This is a genomic window from Pararhizobium sp. DWP1-1-3 (assembly GCF_049896125.1).
GTDB lineage: Bacteria > Pseudomonadota > Alphaproteobacteria > Rhizobiales > Rhizobiaceae > Pararhizobium.
The window spans coordinates 30,776-49,525 of sequence record NZ_JAFCTR010000001.1; the positions used below are offsets into that span (position 1 = coordinate 30,776).

At 59.9% G+C, this 18,750-nt stretch carries 19 protein-coding genes; 6 read left to right on the top strand and 13 right to left on the bottom strand.

Translation table 11 applies throughout. The features are described 5' to 3' along the window. Positions 1-58: 58 nt before the first annotated feature. The 4 genes from ACP7BS_RS00120 to ACP7BS_RS00135 form a co-directional block, all read right to left on the bottom strand. The gene (locus ACP7BS_RS00120; RefSeq protein ID WP_426236415.1) at positions 59-190 is read right to left on the bottom strand and encodes a LuxR C-terminal-related transcriptional regulator; all 132 of its coding nucleotides are present in this window, start codon (positions 188-190) and stop codon (positions 59-61) included. Positions 191-202: 12 nt separating this feature from the next. Beyond that, entirely contained in the window at positions 203-469 is a 267-nt protein-coding gene (locus ACP7BS_RS00125) for a hypothetical protein (protein ID WP_426235144.1), read from the bottom strand. 6 nt (positions 470-475) lie between these two features. After that, complete coding sequence (locus tag ACP7BS_RS00130; protein WP_426236417.1) at positions 476-706, bottom strand: response regulator; 231 nt, start codon at positions 704-706, stop codon at positions 476-478. Positions 707-1,164: 458 nt separating this feature from the next. Beyond that, complete coding sequence (locus tag ACP7BS_RS00135; RefSeq protein ID WP_426235146.1) at positions 1,165-1,638, bottom strand: Lrp/AsnC family transcriptional regulator; 474 nt, start codon at positions 1,636-1,638, stop codon at positions 1,165-1,167. Between the two features lie 143 nt (positions 1,639-1,781). Between ACP7BS_RS00135 and ACP7BS_RS00140 the strand changes: the two genes are divergently transcribed. Then, the gene (locus ACP7BS_RS00140) at positions 1,782-2,396 is read left to right on the top strand and encodes a glutathione S-transferase family protein (protein ID WP_426235148.1); all 615 of its coding nucleotides are present in this window, start codon (positions 1,782-1,784) and stop codon (positions 2,394-2,396) included. A gap of 15 nt (positions 2,397-2,411) precedes the next feature. Here ACP7BS_RS00140 and ade read toward each other — a convergent pair whose 3' ends face one another. From ade to ACP7BS_RS00155, 3 genes are all read right to left on the bottom strand, one after another. Continuing rightward, positions 2,412-4,109, bottom strand: a complete 1,698-nt coding sequence (ade, locus tag ACP7BS_RS00145) for an adenine deaminase (protein WP_426235149.1) — start codon at positions 4,107-4,109, stop codon at positions 2,412-2,414. Positions 4,110-4,298: 189 nt separating this feature from the next. Continuing rightward, positions 4,299-5,405 carry a branched-chain amino acid ABC transporter substrate-binding protein gene (locus ACP7BS_RS00150; protein ID WP_426235151.1) on the bottom strand — a complete coding sequence of 369 codons (1,107 nt, stop codon included), beginning with the start codon at positions 5,403-5,405 and terminating at the stop codon, positions 4,299-4,301. Between the two features lie 283 nt (positions 5,406-5,688). After that, on the bottom strand, positions 5,689-7,017 hold the full coding sequence (locus ACP7BS_RS00155) for an aspartate aminotransferase family protein (RefSeq protein ID WP_426235153.1): 1,329 nt from the start codon (positions 7,015-7,017) through the stop codon (positions 5,689-5,691). Positions 7,018-7,278: 261 nt separating this feature from the next. Between ACP7BS_RS00155 and ACP7BS_RS00160 the strand changes: the two genes are divergently transcribed. Both ACP7BS_RS00160 and ACP7BS_RS00165 read left to right on the top strand, forming a co-directional pair. Next, positions 7,279-9,546: a glycoside hydrolase family 9 protein gene (locus tag ACP7BS_RS00160; protein ID WP_426235155.1), complete on the top strand. Its 2,268-nt coding sequence runs from the start codon at positions 7,279-7,281 to the stop codon at positions 9,544-9,546. Further along, complete coding sequence (locus ACP7BS_RS00165; RefSeq protein WP_426235157.1) at positions 9,543-10,688, top strand: Gfo/Idh/MocA family protein; 1,146 nt, start codon at positions 9,543-9,545, stop codon at positions 10,686-10,688. Before ACP7BS_RS00160 ends, ACP7BS_RS00165 begins: the two co-directional genes overlap by 4 nt. Here ACP7BS_RS00165 and ACP7BS_RS00170 read toward each other — a convergent pair. From ACP7BS_RS00170 to ACP7BS_RS00195, 6 genes are all read right to left on the bottom strand, one after another. Next, positions 10,683-11,750 carry a Gfo/Idh/MocA family protein gene (locus ACP7BS_RS00170; RefSeq protein WP_426235159.1) on the bottom strand — a complete coding sequence of 356 codons (1,068 nt, stop codon included), beginning with the start codon at positions 11,748-11,750 and terminating at the stop codon, positions 10,683-10,685. The two genes, ACP7BS_RS00165 and ACP7BS_RS00170, sit on opposite strands and share 6 nt — an antisense overlap. A 92-nt stretch (positions 11,751-11,842) precedes the next feature. Beyond that, the gene (locus ACP7BS_RS00175) at positions 11,843-12,184 is read right to left on the bottom strand and encodes an ArsR/SmtB family transcription factor (protein WP_426235161.1); all 342 of its coding nucleotides are present in this window, start codon (positions 12,182-12,184) and stop codon (positions 11,843-11,845) included. Between the two features lie 120 nt (positions 12,185-12,304). After that, positions 12,305-13,048 carry a HugZ family protein gene (locus tag ACP7BS_RS00180; RefSeq protein WP_426235163.1) on the bottom strand — a complete coding sequence of 248 codons (744 nt, stop codon included), beginning with the start codon at positions 13,046-13,048 and terminating at the stop codon, positions 12,305-12,307. Positions 13,049-13,129: 81 nt separating this feature from the next. After that, positions 13,130-14,179 carry a choline ABC transporter ATP-binding protein gene (choV, locus tag ACP7BS_RS00185; protein ID WP_426227144.1) on the bottom strand — a complete coding sequence of 350 codons (1,050 nt, stop codon included), beginning with the start codon at positions 14,177-14,179 and terminating at the stop codon, positions 13,130-13,132. Next, positions 14,176-15,027, bottom strand: coding sequence for a choline ABC transporter permease subunit (choW, locus tag ACP7BS_RS00190; RefSeq protein ID WP_426227146.1), 852 nt, complete (start codon positions 15,025-15,027; stop codon positions 14,176-14,178). Before choW ends, choV begins: the two co-directional genes overlap by 4 nt. A gap of 114 nt (positions 15,028-15,141) precedes the next feature. Continuing rightward, the gene (locus ACP7BS_RS00195) at positions 15,142-16,089 is read right to left on the bottom strand and encodes a choline ABC transporter substrate-binding protein (RefSeq protein ID WP_426235165.1); all 948 of its coding nucleotides are present in this window, start codon (positions 16,087-16,089) and stop codon (positions 15,142-15,144) included. A 244-nt stretch (positions 16,090-16,333) separates the two neighbouring features. Here ACP7BS_RS00195 and ACP7BS_RS00200 point away from each other — a divergent pair, with 244 nt between their 5' ends. From ACP7BS_RS00200 to ACP7BS_RS00210, 3 genes are all read left to right on the top strand, one after another. After that, the gene (locus ACP7BS_RS00200; RefSeq protein ID WP_426227150.1) at positions 16,334-16,915 is read left to right on the top strand and encodes a thymidine kinase; all 582 of its coding nucleotides are present in this window, start codon (positions 16,334-16,336) and stop codon (positions 16,913-16,915) included. A gap of 71 nt (positions 16,916-16,986) precedes the next feature. Then, complete coding sequence (locus ACP7BS_RS00205; protein ID WP_426235167.1) at positions 16,987-17,376, top strand: c-type cytochrome; 390 nt, start codon at positions 16,987-16,989, stop codon at positions 17,374-17,376. Positions 17,377-17,542: 166 nt separating this feature from the next. After that, positions 17,543-18,631: a hypothetical protein gene (locus tag ACP7BS_RS00210; RefSeq protein WP_426235168.1), complete on the top strand. Its 1,089-nt coding sequence runs from the start codon at positions 17,543-17,545 to the stop codon at positions 18,629-18,631. Positions 18,632-18,750 lie beyond the last annotated feature (119 nt).

Below are 18,750 nucleotides of genomic sequence, written 5' to 3' on the forward strand. Positions count from 1 at the left end.
GGCATTATGCCGGTTACCATCACCACCGTAGACCTCTATTTTGGCGTGATCTCACCCGTCATTTTTTCCGGTTGAGGTATTCGTGCGCAAGCAAGGCTGCTTCGACGCGATTGTGGAGGCCAATCTTTTCAAACAGTTTCGACATGTGAAATTTGATGGTCTTGACTTGCACGCCGAGACGTTCGGCGATCTGCCGGTTGCTCTACCCGTTTGCAAGCAGTTCGAACGTGCTTCTTTGCTTCGGGGTCAGCCTGGCAAGTCGTGACGCGATCGCATCCGGTCCGGATTTTTCGCGCATCACATTGAACAGGCGCAAGCCAAGGTTGGAGGCGATGTAGGATTTTCCCTCGTTGACCATCGAAACAATCTCGATGAGTTCCGGAGCCGGAACACCCTTGAGAACATAGCCTGCAACGCCGGCATCAAGGGCCCTGAGAATGTCGTCATCCTCCTCCGATACGGTCAGCATCAGGACCTATATATTCGAACAGAGCCGATGAATGTCTGCGGCGGCTTTGATGCCGCCGCCCGGCATGGATATATCGATCAAAGCCACATCCGGTTGCAGCGTTTCAGCAAGCGTCAGGGCATCCAGCGCCGAAGAACCTTCGCCGACAACCGTGATCGCGTTGCTCAGTGCCAACGCCTGCACCACGCCCATGCGGAAAATGGCGTGGTCATCAATGACGATAACTGATGTTTTCATGCTCAAAATTCAAACCTCCCGTCAGATCCAGCTGCCAGCATACTGCCGAGCAAATAGTGGAACTGTTCAACCTCGGTATCACCGATGAGTGGAGACTGGTGACAGAAACGGTTTCAAGCCTCCCAAGTGGCGGCTGGCATTGATTTTACCGGTAGTGCGGCTTGATGGACATGGGTGGAGGTGTTGCGGTCGGCGGACGTCAGGTGTGTTTGGAGCGAGGCTGAACCAAGAGATTTTGCGCTGTCGTGGGGTGTATGGAGACACCAGAGCTGCGAAGCGTTTCTTGGTTTGGGTTAGAAGGAACACGGATGTTCTGCCGAACCATATCGTGACAGACGAGCTTTCCATGGCGCGGCATGATGCACTGTGTCCATGCTCCAGCGTTACCAATCCTCCGCCTGACGGCATATGATGGCCATTGGGCAGATGGGCCATCGGCTCGAAGAGAAAAACCGAGGCTAATCTTCGTCCAGAGAAACGGGAATGACCAGTCCGCGTTTGATGACGCCAAGCGCAACATTGGTGGTGAAGCGGCGGATATTGGCGTTTTCGGCGATCAGCCGGGACATCAGCGCGTCATAGGCATCGACATCAGGTGCCGTGACGATCAGCACGAAATCCGATCCGCCGGTGATGTAGAAGGCCTGCTGGATCATCGGCTCGTTCGCCAGCCAGCGGCGCAACTGGGCAAGAAGCTCCGGCCGTTCCCGCTCGACATCGAGAGCGACGATGAAAAATGTCGGCCGGCCCACCTGTTTGGGGTCCACCACCGCAATATCCCGCTGGATAATTCCCGTTTCGCGCAGGCGTTTCAGCCGGCGCTGGATTGCGGAAACGGAGAGCGGTACCGCTGCAGCAAGCTGTTCGGCGGTCTGTGATGCATCTTCCTGCACCAGGTTGAGCAAATGTCGGTCGAAGCGGTCGAGGTTCATGCAGGCATATTACAAGCATATTGCGCGGGAAAAAAGCGATCTGGAATTACCTATCGCGGTGAAACGGCGTTGGGGTGCCTTATAACCGGACCGGATGATCCGGGACCTTCCGGTTCTATTTTTGTGCCGTGGGAATGATGCAAATGAAGCTCCTCTACCAGACCCATTCGCCCTTCGCCCGTAAGACGCTGGTCTTTGCTCATGAGGTGGGTATTGCCGATCAACTGGTTGTCGAGCATCACGAAACCAGTCCAACAAATGCCAATGCCATTGTTTTCAACAGCAATCCGCTCGGAAAGGTGCCGGTTCTGCTGCGCGACGGCCTGTCGCCGCTGTTTGATTCCGACGTCATCTGCGCCTATTTCGATACGCTGCACAAAGGCCCATCGCTTTTCCCCGAAGACACCGAGCGCAGATGGGCGGCGTTGCGCTTGCAGGCCCTGGCGCAGGACATGGCCTATGCGGGCATCGGCATTCGCTGGGAAACGGCACGCCGCCCCGAGCATCTTCGCTATCCGGAACTGCAGGCCGGCTATGAGCGAAAGCTCGCCGAAAGCTATCGTTGGCTGGACCGGGAAATCCAGGCCGACGAGGCCTTGCACATCGGCCATATCGCCATTGCAACGACACTGGACTGGCTCGCCTTCCGCTACCTTCCGTCCTTTCGTGCGCATGCCAATCTCACCCGCTGGTTCGATGCGTTTGCGCAGCGGCCGTCGATGATAAAGACGCCGCTTTCCGGCGAAACGCAGGATTAGAGAGTTATCGGGCTCTCACCCGATCAGCACGAACTTGTCGACATCCACCAGCCCCATATCCGAAATCTTCAGATGCGGAATGACCGGCAGTGGCAGGAACGCCAGCTGCAAAAATGGCTCCTGCAGCGTTGCCCCGAGCGCGAAGGCCGCCTGGCGCAGATGATGCAGCGTGTCGCGCACGCTCTCATAGGGTTCAAGGCTCATCAGGCCGGCGACCGGCAGCGAGATTTCGCCGGTGACCTTGCCGTCCTCGACGACGACGAAGCCGCCCTTGATCTGGCCGAGCCGGTTGGCGGCCAGCGCCATGTCGTCCTCGTTGACGCCGACGACGCAGATATTGTGGCTGTCATGGCCGACGGTGGAGGCAATGGCACCCGTCTTCAGCCCAAAACCCTGGACGAAGCCGTTGGCATGGTTGCCGTTGATGCCGTGGCGCTCGATGACGGCGACCTTGATGATGTCGCGGCCAAGATCGACGCCGGCCTGATTGCCGGATGCCGGCAGCCTGTAGCGCCGGTGTTCGGTGATGATCTTGCCGGGCAGCACGCCGATGACCGATGTCTCGCCTTCGGCATAGGGCACGCCGAAATCGGCGGCATTGATATGGCCTGCCTTGACGCTGTCCAAACCAACGGGTGCGACCGGGCGGCGGGTGGCAAACAGCGCATCATCGACGAGACGGCCACCGGCAAACACCATCTGGGCTTTGCAGTTTTCCAAGCTGTCGATCACAACGAGATCGGCGCGCCAGCCGGGCGCGACAAGGCCCCGGTCGCGCAGGCCGAAGGCGCGGGCAGCCGAGATCGAGGCGGCGCGGTAAACGGCGAGCGGTTCGACGCCTTTGGCGGTCGCTTCACGGATCATATAGTCGAGATGGCCCTCTTCAGCGATGTCGAGCGGATTGCGGTCGTCGGTGCACAGCGCCAGGAACGGCGACAGGCGTTCCGTCAGGATCGGCATCAGCGCGTGCAGATCCTTGGAGACGGAGCCTTCGCGCACCAGGATGTGCATGCCCTTGCGGATCTTTTCGAGCGCTTCCTCCGCCGTGGTGCATTCGTGATCGGTGCGGATGCCGGCGGAAAGATAGCCGTTGAGATCAAGGCCGCTCAACAGCGGCGCATGGCCATCGATGTGGCCGCCCTGGAAGGCGTCGAGCTTGGCAAGGCAGACCGGGTCCTTGTGGATGACGCCCGGAAAGTTCATGAATTCCGCCAGGCCAATGACCTTCTCGTGGTCTCGGAAGGGCAAAAGCTTTTCGATCGGCAGGTTGGCGCCGGAGGTTTCCAGATGGGTCGCGGGCACGCAGCTCGAGAGCTGCACGCGGATATCCATGATCGTCTCGCGCGCCGAATCGAGGAAGAACTGGATGCCTTCGGTGCCGAGCACATTGGCGATCTCATGCGGATCGCAGATCACGGTGGTGACGCCATAGGGCAGGACGCAGCGGTCGAATTCATGCGGGGTGACCAGCGAGGATTCGATATGCAGATGCGTGTCGATGAAACCCGGCACGACGATCTTGCCGGTGATATCGATTTCGGTAGCGCCGGTATAATTGCCGTAGGTGCCGACGATGCGATCACCGCAGATGGCGATATCGGAGGCGACGAGGTCGCCGGTGACCAGATCGAAGAAACGGCCGCCCTTGAGCACGATATCGGCCGGAATGCGGCCGGTGCCCTGATCGATCAGCTGTTCAAGTTTTTCGCTCACGGGGTTCTGCCTCTTGGATGCTTGGTCTGAGATACGGTTCGTGGGAGCATAGAGGTTGATCACCGTTATTGCACACCCGGATCCGCCAAATCTCTGATCGCGGCTGTGGATCGTGGCTCTTCGTTACAGATCCGCCTGTTCAAACGAATTCGGGCGCCGAAGCGCCCGATCCGTCATTGGGCGATCTGCTTACTCGGCCGAAACGATCTTGCCGTTTTCCCACTTGTAGAGCGAGAAGCTCTGCGAGGTGAGGTCGCCGGTTTCGCCATAGGTGACGTCGCCGATGGCGGTCTTGATCGGCTCGCCGGTCTTCAGGGCAGCGGTAACGGCTGCGGCGTCTACTGCGCTGCCGGCTTTCTCGATGCCGGCCTTGATCACTTCGACGGCTGCATAGGCATTGAGCGTAAAGGCTTCCGGCGGGATGTTCGCGGCCTGAAGGGCTGCAACGGCAGCTTTCGAGCTGTCGTTCTTCAAAGCGTCGGCCGCATTGGTGAAGACCGTGCCTGCACCGGCGTCGGCGCCGATGGCCCAGAATTCGGTGTTGGACAGGCCGTCGCCACCGATGATCTGGATCGGAGCGCCGATATCATGCAGCTGGCGCACCAGAAGACCGGCCTCCGGGTGGTAGCCGCCGAAATAGAGCACGTCGACCTTTTCAGCCTTGAGACGGGTGGTGAGTGCGCTCAGATCCTTGTCGCCCGGTGTTAGGGAATCGTTGAAGACTTCGGTGACACCACCGGCGTTCAGCGTTGCCTTGAAGGCGTCGGCGAGACCCTTGCCGTAGGCGCCCTTGTCGTTGAGGATGCCGATGCGCTTGTCCTTGAACTGCTTCAGGACGTAGGCGGCTGCGACTTCCGCCTGCTGGTCGTCACGGCCGCAGGTGCGCAGGATGGTGGCAAGGCCACGCTTGGTCAGGTCCGGTGTCGTTGCGGTCGGTGTGACCATCAGGATGCCGTTTTCGGCCAAAACGTCGGATGCCGGCATGGCAACGCCTGACGTGACCGGGCCGACGACAAAGCGGATGCCTTCGCCGACGATCTGGTTTGCTGCCGAAACACCCTGCTTGGGTTCGCCGGCGTCGTCGGCCAGCTTCAGCACGACCTGCTCGCCCAAAATGCCGCCGTTCTTGTTGATCTGATCAACGGCAACCTGGGCGCCGTTCTTGACCTGGTCGCCGTAGGCGGCGACGGGGCCGGTCAGCGGCGCGATCAGGCCGATCACGATCTCGGCATGGGCCAGCGGCGCAAAGGCCAGCGAGGCTGCGAACGTGGCGCCCGTCAATGTCTTGAAGTTCATCTTACTTCTCCTTTTGTGGGTTGGTTCCCCGCAGTGCCAGCGCTTCGGTTGCCGGGCCGGGAGGGTGAAACCTGCCAGCCGAAAAGCAACTCCAGTTCCGTCGAGTTGTCCGTCTTCTGTGAACGGATCGATCCCATGCTTCTCGTCTATGAAGCTCCCCACGATTCCGCAAGGCGATTTTTTGGGCAATGTGCAAAATAATTGTTCAGATATGACCCCAAACGGGGCCGGGACATGTGTCCCGGCCCCGTTTGGGTACCATTTACGATGGAATATCGTTCGTTTATGCGTTGGCGATCAGCACCTTGCGAATACCGTCGACCAGTTCATCGATCTCAGCCCTCGAGATGATCAGCGGTGGCGAAAGCGCGATGATGTCGCCGGTGGTGCGGATCAGGTAGCCGCTTTCATAGGCCTTAAGGAAAGCCGAGAAGGCGCGTTTGGTCGGCTCTCCGGCGATCGGCGCCAGTTCGATCGCACCGATCAGGCCGATATTGCGGATGTCGATGACATGCGGGCAATCGCGCAGCGAATGCAGCGCATCGCCCCAGTAGGAGGCAAGCTCAGCGCCACGGGTGAGCAGGCCTTCATCGCGATAGGTGTCGAGCGTGCCGAGCGCTGCGGCGCAAGCGATCGGGTTGCCGGAATAGGTGTAGCCGTGGAAGAACTCGATCATGTGCTCGGGGCCGCTCATGAAGGCATCATGGATTTCGGCGGTGACGAAGACGGCACCCATCGGGATGACGCCGTTGGTCAGACCCTTGGCGGTGACGATCATGTCCGGCATGACGTCGAAATACTGGGCTGCGAACGGCGTGCCGAGGCGACCATAGCCGGTGATGACTTCGTCGAAGATCAACAGGATGCCGTGCTTGGTGCAGATCTCACGCAGCTTCTGCAGGTAACCCTTCGGCGGAATGAGCACACCGGTGGAGCCCGCTACCGGCTCGACGATGACAGCGGCGATGGTCGAGGCATCATGCAGCGTGACGATGCGTTCCAGTTCGGTCGCAAGATCAGCGCCGTGTTCCGGCTCGCCCTTGGTGAAGGCGTTCTTTTCCGGCAGATGGGTGTGCGGCATGTGATCGACGCCGGAGAGCAGCGTACCGAACATCTTGCGGTTGGAGACGATGCCGCCAACGGAAATGCCGCCGAAATTGACACCGTGATAGCCGCGTTCGCGGCCGATCAGGCGGGTGCGGGAGCCTTGGCCCTTCACCTTGTGGTAGGCGAGCGCCACCTTCAGCGCGGTCTCGACCGATTCAGAGCCGGAATTGGTATAGAGTACGTGTTCCATGCCATCAGGCGCGATGTCGATCAGGCGGTTTGCCAGTTCAAAGGCCTTTGGATGGCCAAGCTGAAAGGCCGGAGCATAATCCAGTTCGCCGGCCTGTTCGCGAATGGCCTCGGTGATCAGCGGGCGGCAGTGTCCGGCATTGACGCACCAGAGGCCGGCCGTGCCGTCGAGCACCTGGCGGCCGTCATGGGTCGTGTAGTGCATGTCCTTCGCCTTGACGAACATGCGCGGTTCTTTCTTGTACTGCCGGTTGGCTGTGAACGGCATCCAGAAGGCGCTGAGGTCGTTGGGGGTGGCATTGAGGCGGTTCGACATCATATTCTCCGTGGCACGTACTGTCTGGCGGCCAAATCCAGTGGGTTTCGGTGAATCTTTACCTGATGGTCAAACTAACAGGGCGCTTTTCGGGGTCAAGCTCGGCCTGCGACGGCCAAATGGGGTTCATTCGCATTAACCACGGAGTTTCGCCGCCCGGAAACATTTGGAAACAGGGTTGCATCCAATCTTTTCCGAAGGTTAACCTGTTTGCAGCAGAGTGGCGCCGCGTTCCCGCAACACGCGCTCAGGATAAAGATCTTGCCAAAATTTGCAGCCAGCCTGGCGCTTGCGCTAATCGTCAGTCTTCCAGTGAAAGCAGGCGCGTCCGAGATGATCGCCGATGGTGCCTTTGCGAAAGGCCAGGACGGCTTCTGGGCCGCCGGCGGCGTCGCCCTGGCGCGCGAACGCGGCAAGCTCTGTGTCGATATCGAGGCGGGCGGCAACGCCTGGGACCGGCTGCTCGGTGTCAATGACCTGCAGTTTCAGCCGGGAACATCCTATCGCCTGACAATGATGCTCGAAGCCGGGGATGCCCATACGTTCGCGATCACGATCCAGCGCAATGCGGAGCCGTGGACCCCACAGGCAGCCTTCGATGCGAAGACCAAGGCCGGGAAGGTAGAATTTTCGGCCGTCTTCACGGCAACGGAGAAAGATCCGGCCCAGATCGTCTTCCAATTGGGTGGGTCTGAAAAGCCTTGGCGCGTTTGCCTGGATGACGTGGCGATGCGGGAAACAAAGCCCGACAAGACCGCAGCGGCCGCACAAAAAACGATGTACGCGCTGCCGGCATTGGTCAATCAGACCGGATATTTTCTCGACGGACCGAAGCGGGCGACCCTTCTGTCGGAGGCTAATAGGCCGCTGCCCTTCAAGCTGGAAGACGGGAACGGCGTTGCGGTCGGCGAGGGAATGACTGCGCCTGCCGGTTTTGACCCGACCGTCGGGGCGAACAGCCAGATCGCCGATTTTTCGGCCTTTGCAACGGCCGGGGAGGGCTACCGGCTGGTCGTCGGCGAGAAGAAAAGCTTGCCGTTTTCGGTCGGCCACGACGTCTATGGCAAACTGCGCGTCGATGCTTTGTCCTGGTTTTATCCGCAGCGCAGCGGCATCGAGATCAAGGGCGATATCGCCGGTGAGGCCTATGCGCGGCCGCCCGGACATGTGCAGCAAAGCCCCAACCAGGGCGATACCAAGGTGACCTGCCTGACCGGCAAGGTCGCCGCCAAACTTTATGGCAAGGACTGGACCTGCGACTACACGCTGGATGTCTCGGGAGGATGGTACGACGCGGGCGACCAGGGCAAGTATGTGGTCAATGGCGGCATCGCCGTGTCGCAGCTGTTGAGCACGTTCGAACGCGGTTTGGTGTATGGCGACGGCGCTTCGCCTGTGTTGAGCGACAGCCTGTCGCGCATCCCTGAAAACGGCAACGGCATTCCCGATATTCTCGACGAGGCGCGTTGGGAACTCGAGTTCCTGATGAAGATGATGGTGCCGGACGGTCAGCCCCTGGCCGGTATGGTTCATCACAAGGTTCACGATACAAAATGGACCGGGGTGCCGATGCTGCCGCATCTCGATCCGGAACTGCGCGCGTTGCACCGGCCATCGACGGCAGCGACGCTCAACCTTGCTGCCGTGGCCGCCCAGGGCGCCCGGCTGTTTGCGCCCTATGACAGGGAATTTGCGCAGCGCCTGCTTGCCGCTGGCCAAAAAGCCTGGTTAGCCGCCGCCGCCAATCCGGTGCTGTTCGCCCCGGATTCGGATGGGTTGCAGGGCGGCGGCGACTATGGCGACACCGACACCAGCGATGAAACCTACTGGGCTGCTGCCGAGCTGTTCATCACCACCGGAGAAGCCCGTTACCTCACCGCGCTGAAATCCTCGCCCCATTGGGCAGGCCCGGTCTTTCCCGCCGCTGGTGCCTTCGATTGGCGCAGTGTCGCCGGTCTCGGGCGTCTCGATCTTGCACTCTATGGCGACAATCTTGGCAAGGACGACAAGGCGATGGTCATGGCCTCGGTCGTCGCTGCCGCGAGAAACTTCATCAGCCTGCAGGCAAAGGAGCCGTTCGGGCAGATCTACAAACCGGCCAACAACCGTTACGACTGGGGATCGAACCAGCTCATTTTGCAAAACATGATCGTCGTTTCCGCCGGCTATGACCTCACAGGCGAATTGCCGCTTCTCAATGGCGTGCGGGAAAGCATCGACTACATTTTTGGGCGCAACGCGATGAACACATCCTATGTCACGGGATATGGCAGCGTCTTTGCCAGGAACCAGCATAGCCGCTGGTATGCGCATCAGGCCGACAACACGCTGCCCAACCCGCCTGTCGGTACACTGGCAGGGGGCCCGAATTCGACGCTGGTCGACGATGTCGCGCGGGCGAAGCTCAAGGGTTGCGCGCCGCAGACCTGCTATATCGACGACATCATGGCCTGGGGCACGAACGAAATGACGATCAACTGGAATGCCCCGCTGGTCTATATCGCGTCTTTCCTGGCGGATGCGCGATGAGCGGACAAACGGGCATCGCCTTTATCGGCACGGGCTTCGTTGCCGATTACTACATGACGACATTGGCCAACCACCCGCAACTGCGGCTGGCGGGTGTCTGGGACATCGACCCAGATCGCTTAAAGCAGTTTTGCAACTACTGGAACATTCGCGCGTATGCCTCTGAAGCAGAATCGCTTTCCGATCCTGCCGTCACCATCATCGTCAATCTGACGACGCCGGAAAGCCATCATGCCGTCAACAGGGCGGCGCTATCGGCAGGCAAGCATGTCTATTGCGAGAAGCCTCTGGCCATGACGGTAGAAGAGGCGCGCGAGCTGCTATCGCTGGCCACGGAGCGAGGCCTTGTCCTTGCCGGCGCGCCAGCCAATGCGCTTAGCGATGCCTGTAACCACTGCGCCGACATCCTCCGCTCCGGCGTCATCGGCACGCCGCGTCTGGCCTATGCCGAAATGGAGGATGGGCCGGTTTTCCGCGACAAGTGGCAGGAATGGCGCAGCCGCTCGGGCGCCAAATGGCCGGCTGTCCACGAATTTGAAATCGGCTGTACGCTGGAGCACGCAGGCTATGCGGCAAGCTGGCTGGTGTCGCTGTTCGGGCCGGTATCCAATGTTGCGGCCTTTTCGGCGCTGACGTTTCCCAACAAAGGACCGGGAACCGAAAAGCTTGTCCTCGGGCCGGATTTTTCCGTCGGATGTCTGACCTTCAAGTCGGGGCCCGTCGCGCGTCTGACCAGTGGTCTGGCAGCGCCCCGCGACCGGTCGCTGACCATTGTCGGCGACAAGGGTACGATCGTCGTGCGCGATCTGTGGGACAATCGCTCCCCGATCCATGTCGAGCTGGCTGGCAGCAAGCGGCCGCTGTTGCATCGGCTGATCGAACGCCTTGAGTGGCAGCTTCAGCGGAAATTCCCGTTTCGTCTCACTGCCGGCAAACCGGTGGCTTATCCGCAGGCAGCGCGGAAGAACACCCTGCCGGCCTATCCGTCGCAAATCGATTTTGTGCGCGGGATCGCAGCGCAGGCGGATGCAGTCAAGACCGGCACGCAGCCGCTGTTTTCCGGCGAGACGGCTTTGCATCTGACGGACATCGTGCTGGCGCTCAACGCCGGCAAGCGGGACTATACGCCAACGGCGCTATGAGGGCGGCCGTGACCGGATGGTCTCGATGATGCCGAGTGCCTCGGCGCTGGCGGCAAGCGGCATCTGCGATTGCTGATGTTGTCCCGCGAGGATGGCGCGGCTGGCAGCCGCGATCTCGAACTGCAATCCATCACCGGGAAAGCCGTGCCGATAAACGGTGAGGCCGGGCAGGGGTAGCCGGCCGGCAATCTTTCCGGCGACGCGCGACAGGCGGCCCGACCCGGACGGTACGGCGAGATGATGGACGATCGGGTTTCTCGTCAGGATGATCCGGCTTGCCTTCAGAAACGGAGCATCGATCACCAGGCTGCCGGTTTCGCCTTCGATGATGAAGCGATTGCTCCCGGTGCGATCGAAGCCGACGGACAGTTTCGCCTGGAAGCCCTCATAGCCGAGCGTAACATCCGCCGACATATCGACGCCCGTGGGGGCAGCCGACCAAGTGCCTGCAATCGTGTGCGGTGAGCCGAACAATGAGAGCGTGAGCGCGATCGGGTAGACTCCCAGATCAAGCAGCGAACCGCCGCCCAGCGACGGCGCGAAAAACCGGCTGTTGCCGTCGAAGGTCTTGGCATAGGCAAGTTCGGCGCGGATGCCGGTGACGGCGCCGATCACCTTATCGGCCAGAAGCTGCCGTACGTGGTCGATGGCCGGCAGGAAGACGGTCCAGAGCCCTTCCATCGCAAAGGTCTGTTTTTCCGCAGCCAAGTCCGCAAGTACCGTTGCCTGCGCTGCGCTCGTCACCAGCGGTTTTTCGACCAGCACAGGCTTTCCAGCGCCGAGCAGCGTCCGGGCCTGATCGAAATGAGCGGTATTCGGTGTTGCGAGGTAGATGGCGTCGATCAGCGGATCGGCGGCGAGGGTGCCGATATCCGCAATGATGCGCAGTCCGCCGAAGCGTCTTGAAAAAACGGTGGCGGCCTCGAGCGTACGGGAGCACACGGCTACAAGTGCCGCATTGTGCGTCAGCATGATATCGTCGGCAAAAGTCGTTGCGATGGAGCCCGTGCCAAGCACAGCCCATTTGACGGGGAGCGTGGAAGGCCGATCTTTGGTTGTCATGTTCATGGCGCCGATACTGCAACGCCAAGTCTCAAAGGGGCGTAAACGTCACCGGGAGACAGGTCGGGGCCGGCAAGCGGCCCCGATCCGTATCAGGCGGTACGGCGTTGCGGGATCTTTTCCATCGCGCTGGTTTCGTCGCCGTAGATTTCCTTCAAAGTTTTTAGAACTTTCAGTACTGCATCCGAAGAACTTGAATAATAAATCGTCTGGGCATCTCTACGGGTGGTCACGAGATTTTGGGCACGTAGCTTCGAGAGATGTTGCGACAGGGCAGACTGGCTGAGGCCGACCTGGTTAGCCAAGGCGCCGACTGCCATTTCCTCGTTCACCAGTGAACTGAGAATCAGCAGACGCTTTGGGTTGGCCATAGCCGACAGAAACTCCGCAGCTATTTCAGCCTTGCCGTGTTTCTGAGGAGAGATCGTTTGCATTCCATACTCCATGCGAAGTTCACATCACGCTTGGTTATGAATGTGAATAACTGATAATTAGACGTGATGAATAAAAGGACAACTGCCTACTGCAAGAAATCGGGGTAAAAGGCCCCGTATTTAACGGTAAAGTTTTACCAGCGTGGCCCGTAACTCCCCTTTTGATTGCAGTGGCGCGTCATATTCCAGTCGCCTGAGCTGATCGCCGAGCGCTAAATCGACTCCGCCGGCATCAAGGCCACAGATTCGCCAGCCGCTTCCTTTTGCCTTGCAATAGAGTTGGGCATACTTGCTTGCGGCATCGGCATGATCGGAATTCATGTGATCGATGGCGCCTTGCTCCATCGCGGCGAGATCCTTTACCGCCGGAGAACGAATCATCAAATCCTCGCCGGTGAGCACATAAGCGCGGCCAAAGCCGCCATTCATGCTTGCCTTCAGCGGCGCCAGCCTGAAAAACGCGAAATCGGGAAAGTCGACATAGAGTTGCGCTTTCGGATGGCGGCGGATGAAACGTTCGCGAATGCCCGCATGGGCGTCGCCGCCCCGGTCTATTTTTTCCGCTTCACACTGAACCGTCAGGCGCGCATGGGCGAGTGGGTCACCCTTGCCGATTTCGCCCGTCAACAGCGAGCAGCGCCGGTCGGTGGACAGAGCCTGCGTGTGGGCCGAAAGGGCGGAAACCAGGATGACCGGCGTGCCGTCGGTATCGATGCCGAGGAGCACGCGGCTGACAAAGGGGAAACCGTCGCTATCTGGCTCGATCACCGCAATGGCGGCACTGCGGGCGGAGCGCAGGATGATGCGGGCAAGCTTGCGAGCCTCATCGTCGGTTTCGCGTAGAACGGAAGGTTTGTCGGCCATCGGATCGCCTCTCGTCTTGAATGCCAAACGCCCGGATGCTGCCGTCCGGGCGTCCTTATAACGACATCTTGACCGTCATCGTCAACTTTTGTTGCGATGCCTCGTCAGGCCTTCCACGACGTTCTGCGCATTGATCGTGCCGATAATGGCGCCGTTATCGACGACGCCGATGCTGCCGGGCTGGCGCGACATCGCATCGAGGATGTCGATCAGCGGTGTTGTCGGCTTGGCCGTCGCCGAAACGCCGGCGGCACCGTCATTGCGGTTAACGCCCTCGCTCATCACGTCCATCGCCGTCAGCATGGTGATCGGGTTCATGTGCTGAACGAAATCGGCCACATATTGGTTGGCCGGGTTCTTGACGATGTCCTGTGGGGTGCCGCACTGGATGATGCGGCCGCCTTCCATGATGGCGATGCGGTTACCGATGCGAAAGGCTTCGTCGAGATCGTGGCTGACGAACAGAATGGTCTTCTTCAGCCGCCGCTGGAATTCCAGCAGTTCGTCCTGAAGGCGGGTGCGGATCAGCGGATCGAGCGCCGAGAACGGCTCGTCCATCAGGAGGATCGGCGCGCCGGTGGCAAAGGCGCGGGCCAGGCCGACACGCTGCTGCATGCCGCCGGAAAGCTCCTTGACCTGGCGTCCTGCCCATTTCGTCAGGTTGACCAGTTCCAGCTGTTCGGCAACGCGGTCCTTGCGCTCCTTGTCCGGCACACCGGCGAGTTCCAGCCCGAAACCGACATTGTCCTCCACCGTGCGCCAGGGCAACAGCGCGAACTGCTGGAACACCATCGAGACATCGTGCATGCGGAAGTCGCGCAGCGATTTGGCTGATGTCTTGTACGGATTGATGTTGCCGTGGCGGGTCTTGACCTGGACTTCGCCGCGCACCACCGGCGCCAGCCCATTGACGGCGCGCAGAAGGGTGGATTTGCCCGAGCCCGACAATCCCATCAAGACGAGAATTTCGCCCTCGGTAATGGTCAGCGATGCATCGGCGACGCCAAGCACCAGACCCGTCGCAGCTCCGATTTCGTCGCGGGTCTTGCCCTGATCGACCATGGCGATGGCGGTTTCCGGCTTGTTGCCGAAGATGATGTCGACATTCTTGAAAATCACGGCATCGGTCATGCGCCTTCTCCTTCATCGGACGAACGGAACAGGCGGTCGAGAATGATCGCGAGGATGACGATACAGAGGCCGGATTCAAAGCCCATGGCGATGTTGACGGTGTTCAGCGCCCGCACCACAGGCACGCCGAGACCGGCAGCACCGACCAGCGCCGAAATCACCACCATGGAAAGCGACAGCATGATGGTCTGGGTAAGGCCGGCCATGATCTGCGGCATGGCGAAGGGAAGCTCGATCTTGCGCAGCACCTGCGATGGTGTCGCGCCGAAGGAAACGGCCGCTTCGACCAGCGAAGGCGGGGTCGAGATGATGCCGAGCCGGGTGAGGCGGATCGGCGCGGGAATGGCGAAGATCACGGTGGCGATCAGACCCGGAACCATGCCAAGCCCGAACAGCACGAGGGCCGGGATCAGGTAGACGAAGGTCGGGATGGTCTGCATCAGGTCGAGGATCGGCCGCATCACGGCATAGACCCAGGCGCGCCGGGCAGCGGCGATCCCCAAGGGAATGCCGACCGCCATCGAAACGAAGCTGGCCGCCAGAACCAGCGCCAGCGTCTCCGTCGTTGCCTTCCAGTAACCGAGATTGATGATCAAGAGCAGGCCGAACAGCGTGAACAGGGTGACGCCTATCGAGCGGCGGAACCAGTAGGACAGTGCGGTGACGATCGCTACGACGATCAGCGGATGCGGCGTCTGCAGGACCCACAGGATCGCATTCACAACACCGGCCAGGATTGCCGAGACCTGGTCGAAAAAGCCGGTGAAATTGGTGGTCAGCCAGGTGAAGAAACTCTTCGCCCAGCCGCCTATGGGGATGCGTCGATCAGGATTGGTTAGCCATTCCACGGGAAAATCGCCTGGTTCTTGGAGCCGATGATAGGAGCGGAAGCGCGTGACATCTGCCTAAACGTGACATGCGCTTAAAAAAGGCGGGGTTGGAGCCCCGCCTTGATCAGCCGGTCAAAGACCGAGTGCTGTCTTTACGGCAGGCAATCCTTCAGCGCCGTCCTTGGTGGTGACGCCGGCAAGCCAGGGATCGATCGCCGCGGGGTTGGCCTTCAGCCACTCGTTGGCCGCCACTTCCGGGTCCTTGCCGTCGTTCAAGATCTTGCCCATGATCTCGTTTTCCATCGGAAGCGAGAATTTGAGATTGGTGATCAGCTTCCCGACATTCGGGCACTCAGTGGTGTAGCCGACGCGAACATTGGTGAAGATGGTGGCGCCGCCGAGGTTGGGTCCGAAGATGTCGTCGCCACCGGTGAGGTAGGTCAGCTTGAAATTGGCATTCATCGGATGGGGCTCCCAGCCGAGGAAGATCACCGGCTTGCCGTCCTTTTCGGCGCGGGCGACCTGCGCCAGCATGCCCTGCTCGGAGGATTCGACGACTTCGAAGCCCTTCAGGCCGAACGTGTCCTTGTCGGTCATGTCGATGATCAGGCGGTTGCCGTCGTTACCCGGCTCGATGCCGTAGATCTTGCCTTCGAGCTCATCCTTGTGAGCGGCGATGTCCTTGAAATCCTTGATGCCGAGTTCGGCACCCTTGGCATTCGTCGCCAGCGTGTACTTGGCGCCTTCCAGGTTCGGGCCGAACGATTCGACCGACTTGTCGTTCAGGAAGGGGCGAACGTCGGCTTCCTGCGTCGGCATCCAATTGCCGAGGAAGACGTCGATGTCCTTGTTCTTCAGGGATTGGTAGGTGACCGGAACGGACAGGACCTTGATGTCGGTCTGATAGCCGAGGCCCTTGAGGATCGAGGAAACGGTCGCGGTGGTCGCGGTGATATCCGTCCAGCCGACATCGGCGAAGCGGACGGTGGCACAGCTTTCAGGCTCGGCAGCATAGGCGGATGTCAGCGCGCCCAGCGATACGGCCGCAGTCAGCATGAATTTCAATGTCAGTCTGGTCATCGTGATTATTCCCCTGCCTTTTGATTTTAGCCAATCACCAAATGTCCGCCAATTCAAGCGCCCTGGTGTTGTCCTGAGTGTATTGGGACATTCGCCGGACACGCCCGCCTAAAGCGACGCGGGATGTCGCATTGCCAAATGTTGTGGCGCCTGCCGACGATTTTCTGTGACTTTCGCGTTCGCGCTCTGGCCTTCCTCGCCCGGTCTGTTCATGAACAACCGACAGCATACAGAAGAGGACGCCATGGCAAAACTGTATTTCAGCTACGCCACGATGAACGCAGGCAAATCGACCATGCTCCTGCAGGCGTCGTACAATTATCGCGAACGCGGTATGCGCACGGTGATCCTGATCGCGGCGTTTGATGACCGGGCCGGCCAGGGCCGGGTGTCCTCGCGCATCGGATTGAGCGAAGACGGTATCGCGTTTACGCATGCCGACGACCTTTATGCCTTGGTCGAGCGGCTGCACGCTGAAGAGGCGATCGCCTGCGTTTTCGTCGATGAAGCTCAGTTCCTCGGTGAAGATCAGGTCTGGCAACTCGCCCGTGTCGCCGACCGGATCGGTATTCCGGTGATGGCCTACGGTTTACGCACGGACTTCCAGGGCAAGCTGTTTCCGGGTTCGATGGCGCTGCTCGCCATTGCCGACGAGATGCGCGAAGTCCGCACCATCTGCCATTGCGGCCGCAAGGCGACCATGGTGGCGCGGATGGATGTGGCCGGCAATATCGTGCGCGAAGGCGCGCAAGTCGAGGTTGGCGGCAACGAGAAATACGTCGTCTATTGCCGCCGTCACTGGGAAGACAAGATGAACGAAGCGTGAGGCAGGCTATCGCCGGTCCGGTGCGCCGTGCCATGATGGCGCCATTGCGTCCGCGTTCCGGGAAGCCATCCATGTCTTTGTCTCTGCGTTTCGTTTCATTCAGCCTTTTCCTCTGTCTCGGGACAAGTCTTGCCCATGCCGCCGGCGGCGCTGTGGCGGGCGCGCAGGTTTTTAGGAAGTGCGGCGCCTGTCACACGGCGACCGAACCGATGAACCGTGTCGGTCCGAGCCTGCAGGGCGTCGTCGGCCGCCCGGTCGCAACGTTTGCGGGTTACACCTATTCAAGCGCGATGACGGCTTTCGGTGAAGATGGCAAGGTCTGGGACGAGGAGCGGCTGTCGGAATATTTGATGGCCCCCAAGGCGATGGTGCCCGGCACCAAGATGTCCTTTCCGGGCCTGAAAAAGCCGCAGGACATCGCAGATGTCATTGCCTATCTGAAGACGGCCATTGCCAAATGATAGCACTGCCCCCGCCGGAGCGGGCCGTCCAAGCGGCAGGCTGTTTAAAATCCGTGGATTGGCCACTTGTGCTTCATTTTACCGCTCCCATTATATAAGCTGATGTCACGACTGAATAATTTGGCTACGCGGCGCGTCTGCACCGGAGCAACCAGGGGGAAAACCGATGGCGACACTTCAGAATTTTGAGAGCGAAATCGAGAAAACCCGCGGCATCGTCGAGCAGATGCGCGGCAAGATGAACCAGTCGGCTGTCGTGCTTGATCAGTTCGCCAAATCCGACACGAAACTGGGCGATGCCAATTTCGACATCGAGAATGCCCGCATCCAGGATGTCATCAACCAGCAGAAGGTCATGGAAGGCAATATCGCCGACCTGATCATCGGTCTGGAAGATGCAACCAACGCCTTCGGCTCCGAATTCGAGAGCATGAAGAGCTATACCGGCTACGAAAAATTCATCGGCATCTTTTCCAAACAGAGCGCCCAGCGCATGCGCACGGACCGCGTCCGCAACATGTCGCTTGCGGGCAATCTGCAGGAGCTGCTGTCCAAGTCCGACACCATCGTCGGCATCCTGAAGGAACAGAAGGGCGTTCTCGACCAGCGCTACAAGACGTCCGAGGCAAGCCTTTTGCAGGTGATCGAGCGGCGCAAGGCGACGATTGCCAATCTGCAGGAAACCCAGAAGCGCATCGAGGAACTCAACCCGATGCTGATGGACATCGAAAACAGGATCGCCGCTTCGACCGACCAGATTTCCCGCACCCAGCTTGAAGGCGAGCGTTCGGCGCTGGCGACGGAATATAACGAGAAGCAGGCCAAGGAGCAGGAACTCCTGGCCGAGAGCCAGACATATGAGCGTTACACCTCGATGTTCCAGACCTTCGTCGATTCGCTGAACAACCAGATCGCCGCGCAGAACACGCTGATCAACAAGCTGACCATCGATACTGAACAACGCATCGTGCTTTACAAGGCGCTCGAAGATTCCTTGAAGACGGCAGCCCAGCAGGATGTTGCCCACAAGATCAACACGCTCGGAAGCCAGGTCGATACGGCGGCCGAAGAAACCATGGCCGGCATCGGCTCTGCTTCGCAGCGCCACATCGGCGATCTCCTGGAAATGCACGAGAAGAACATGCTCTCGACCCAGGACATCCAGCGCCGCAAGAAGCTTGCCGACGATGCCTTTGCACGGCGATTCAAGGATGTCATGGACAAGCATAATACGGCGAATTACGTGAAGTCGTGATGAGTTCACTTATCCTAGAAACCAGAGCCTTTCGTGTGTCCGGAGGCTTACCCCCCTCTGTCGGCGACGCCGACATCTCCCCCGCAAGGGGGGAGATTGCTACTGCCTTTGGGGCTGAC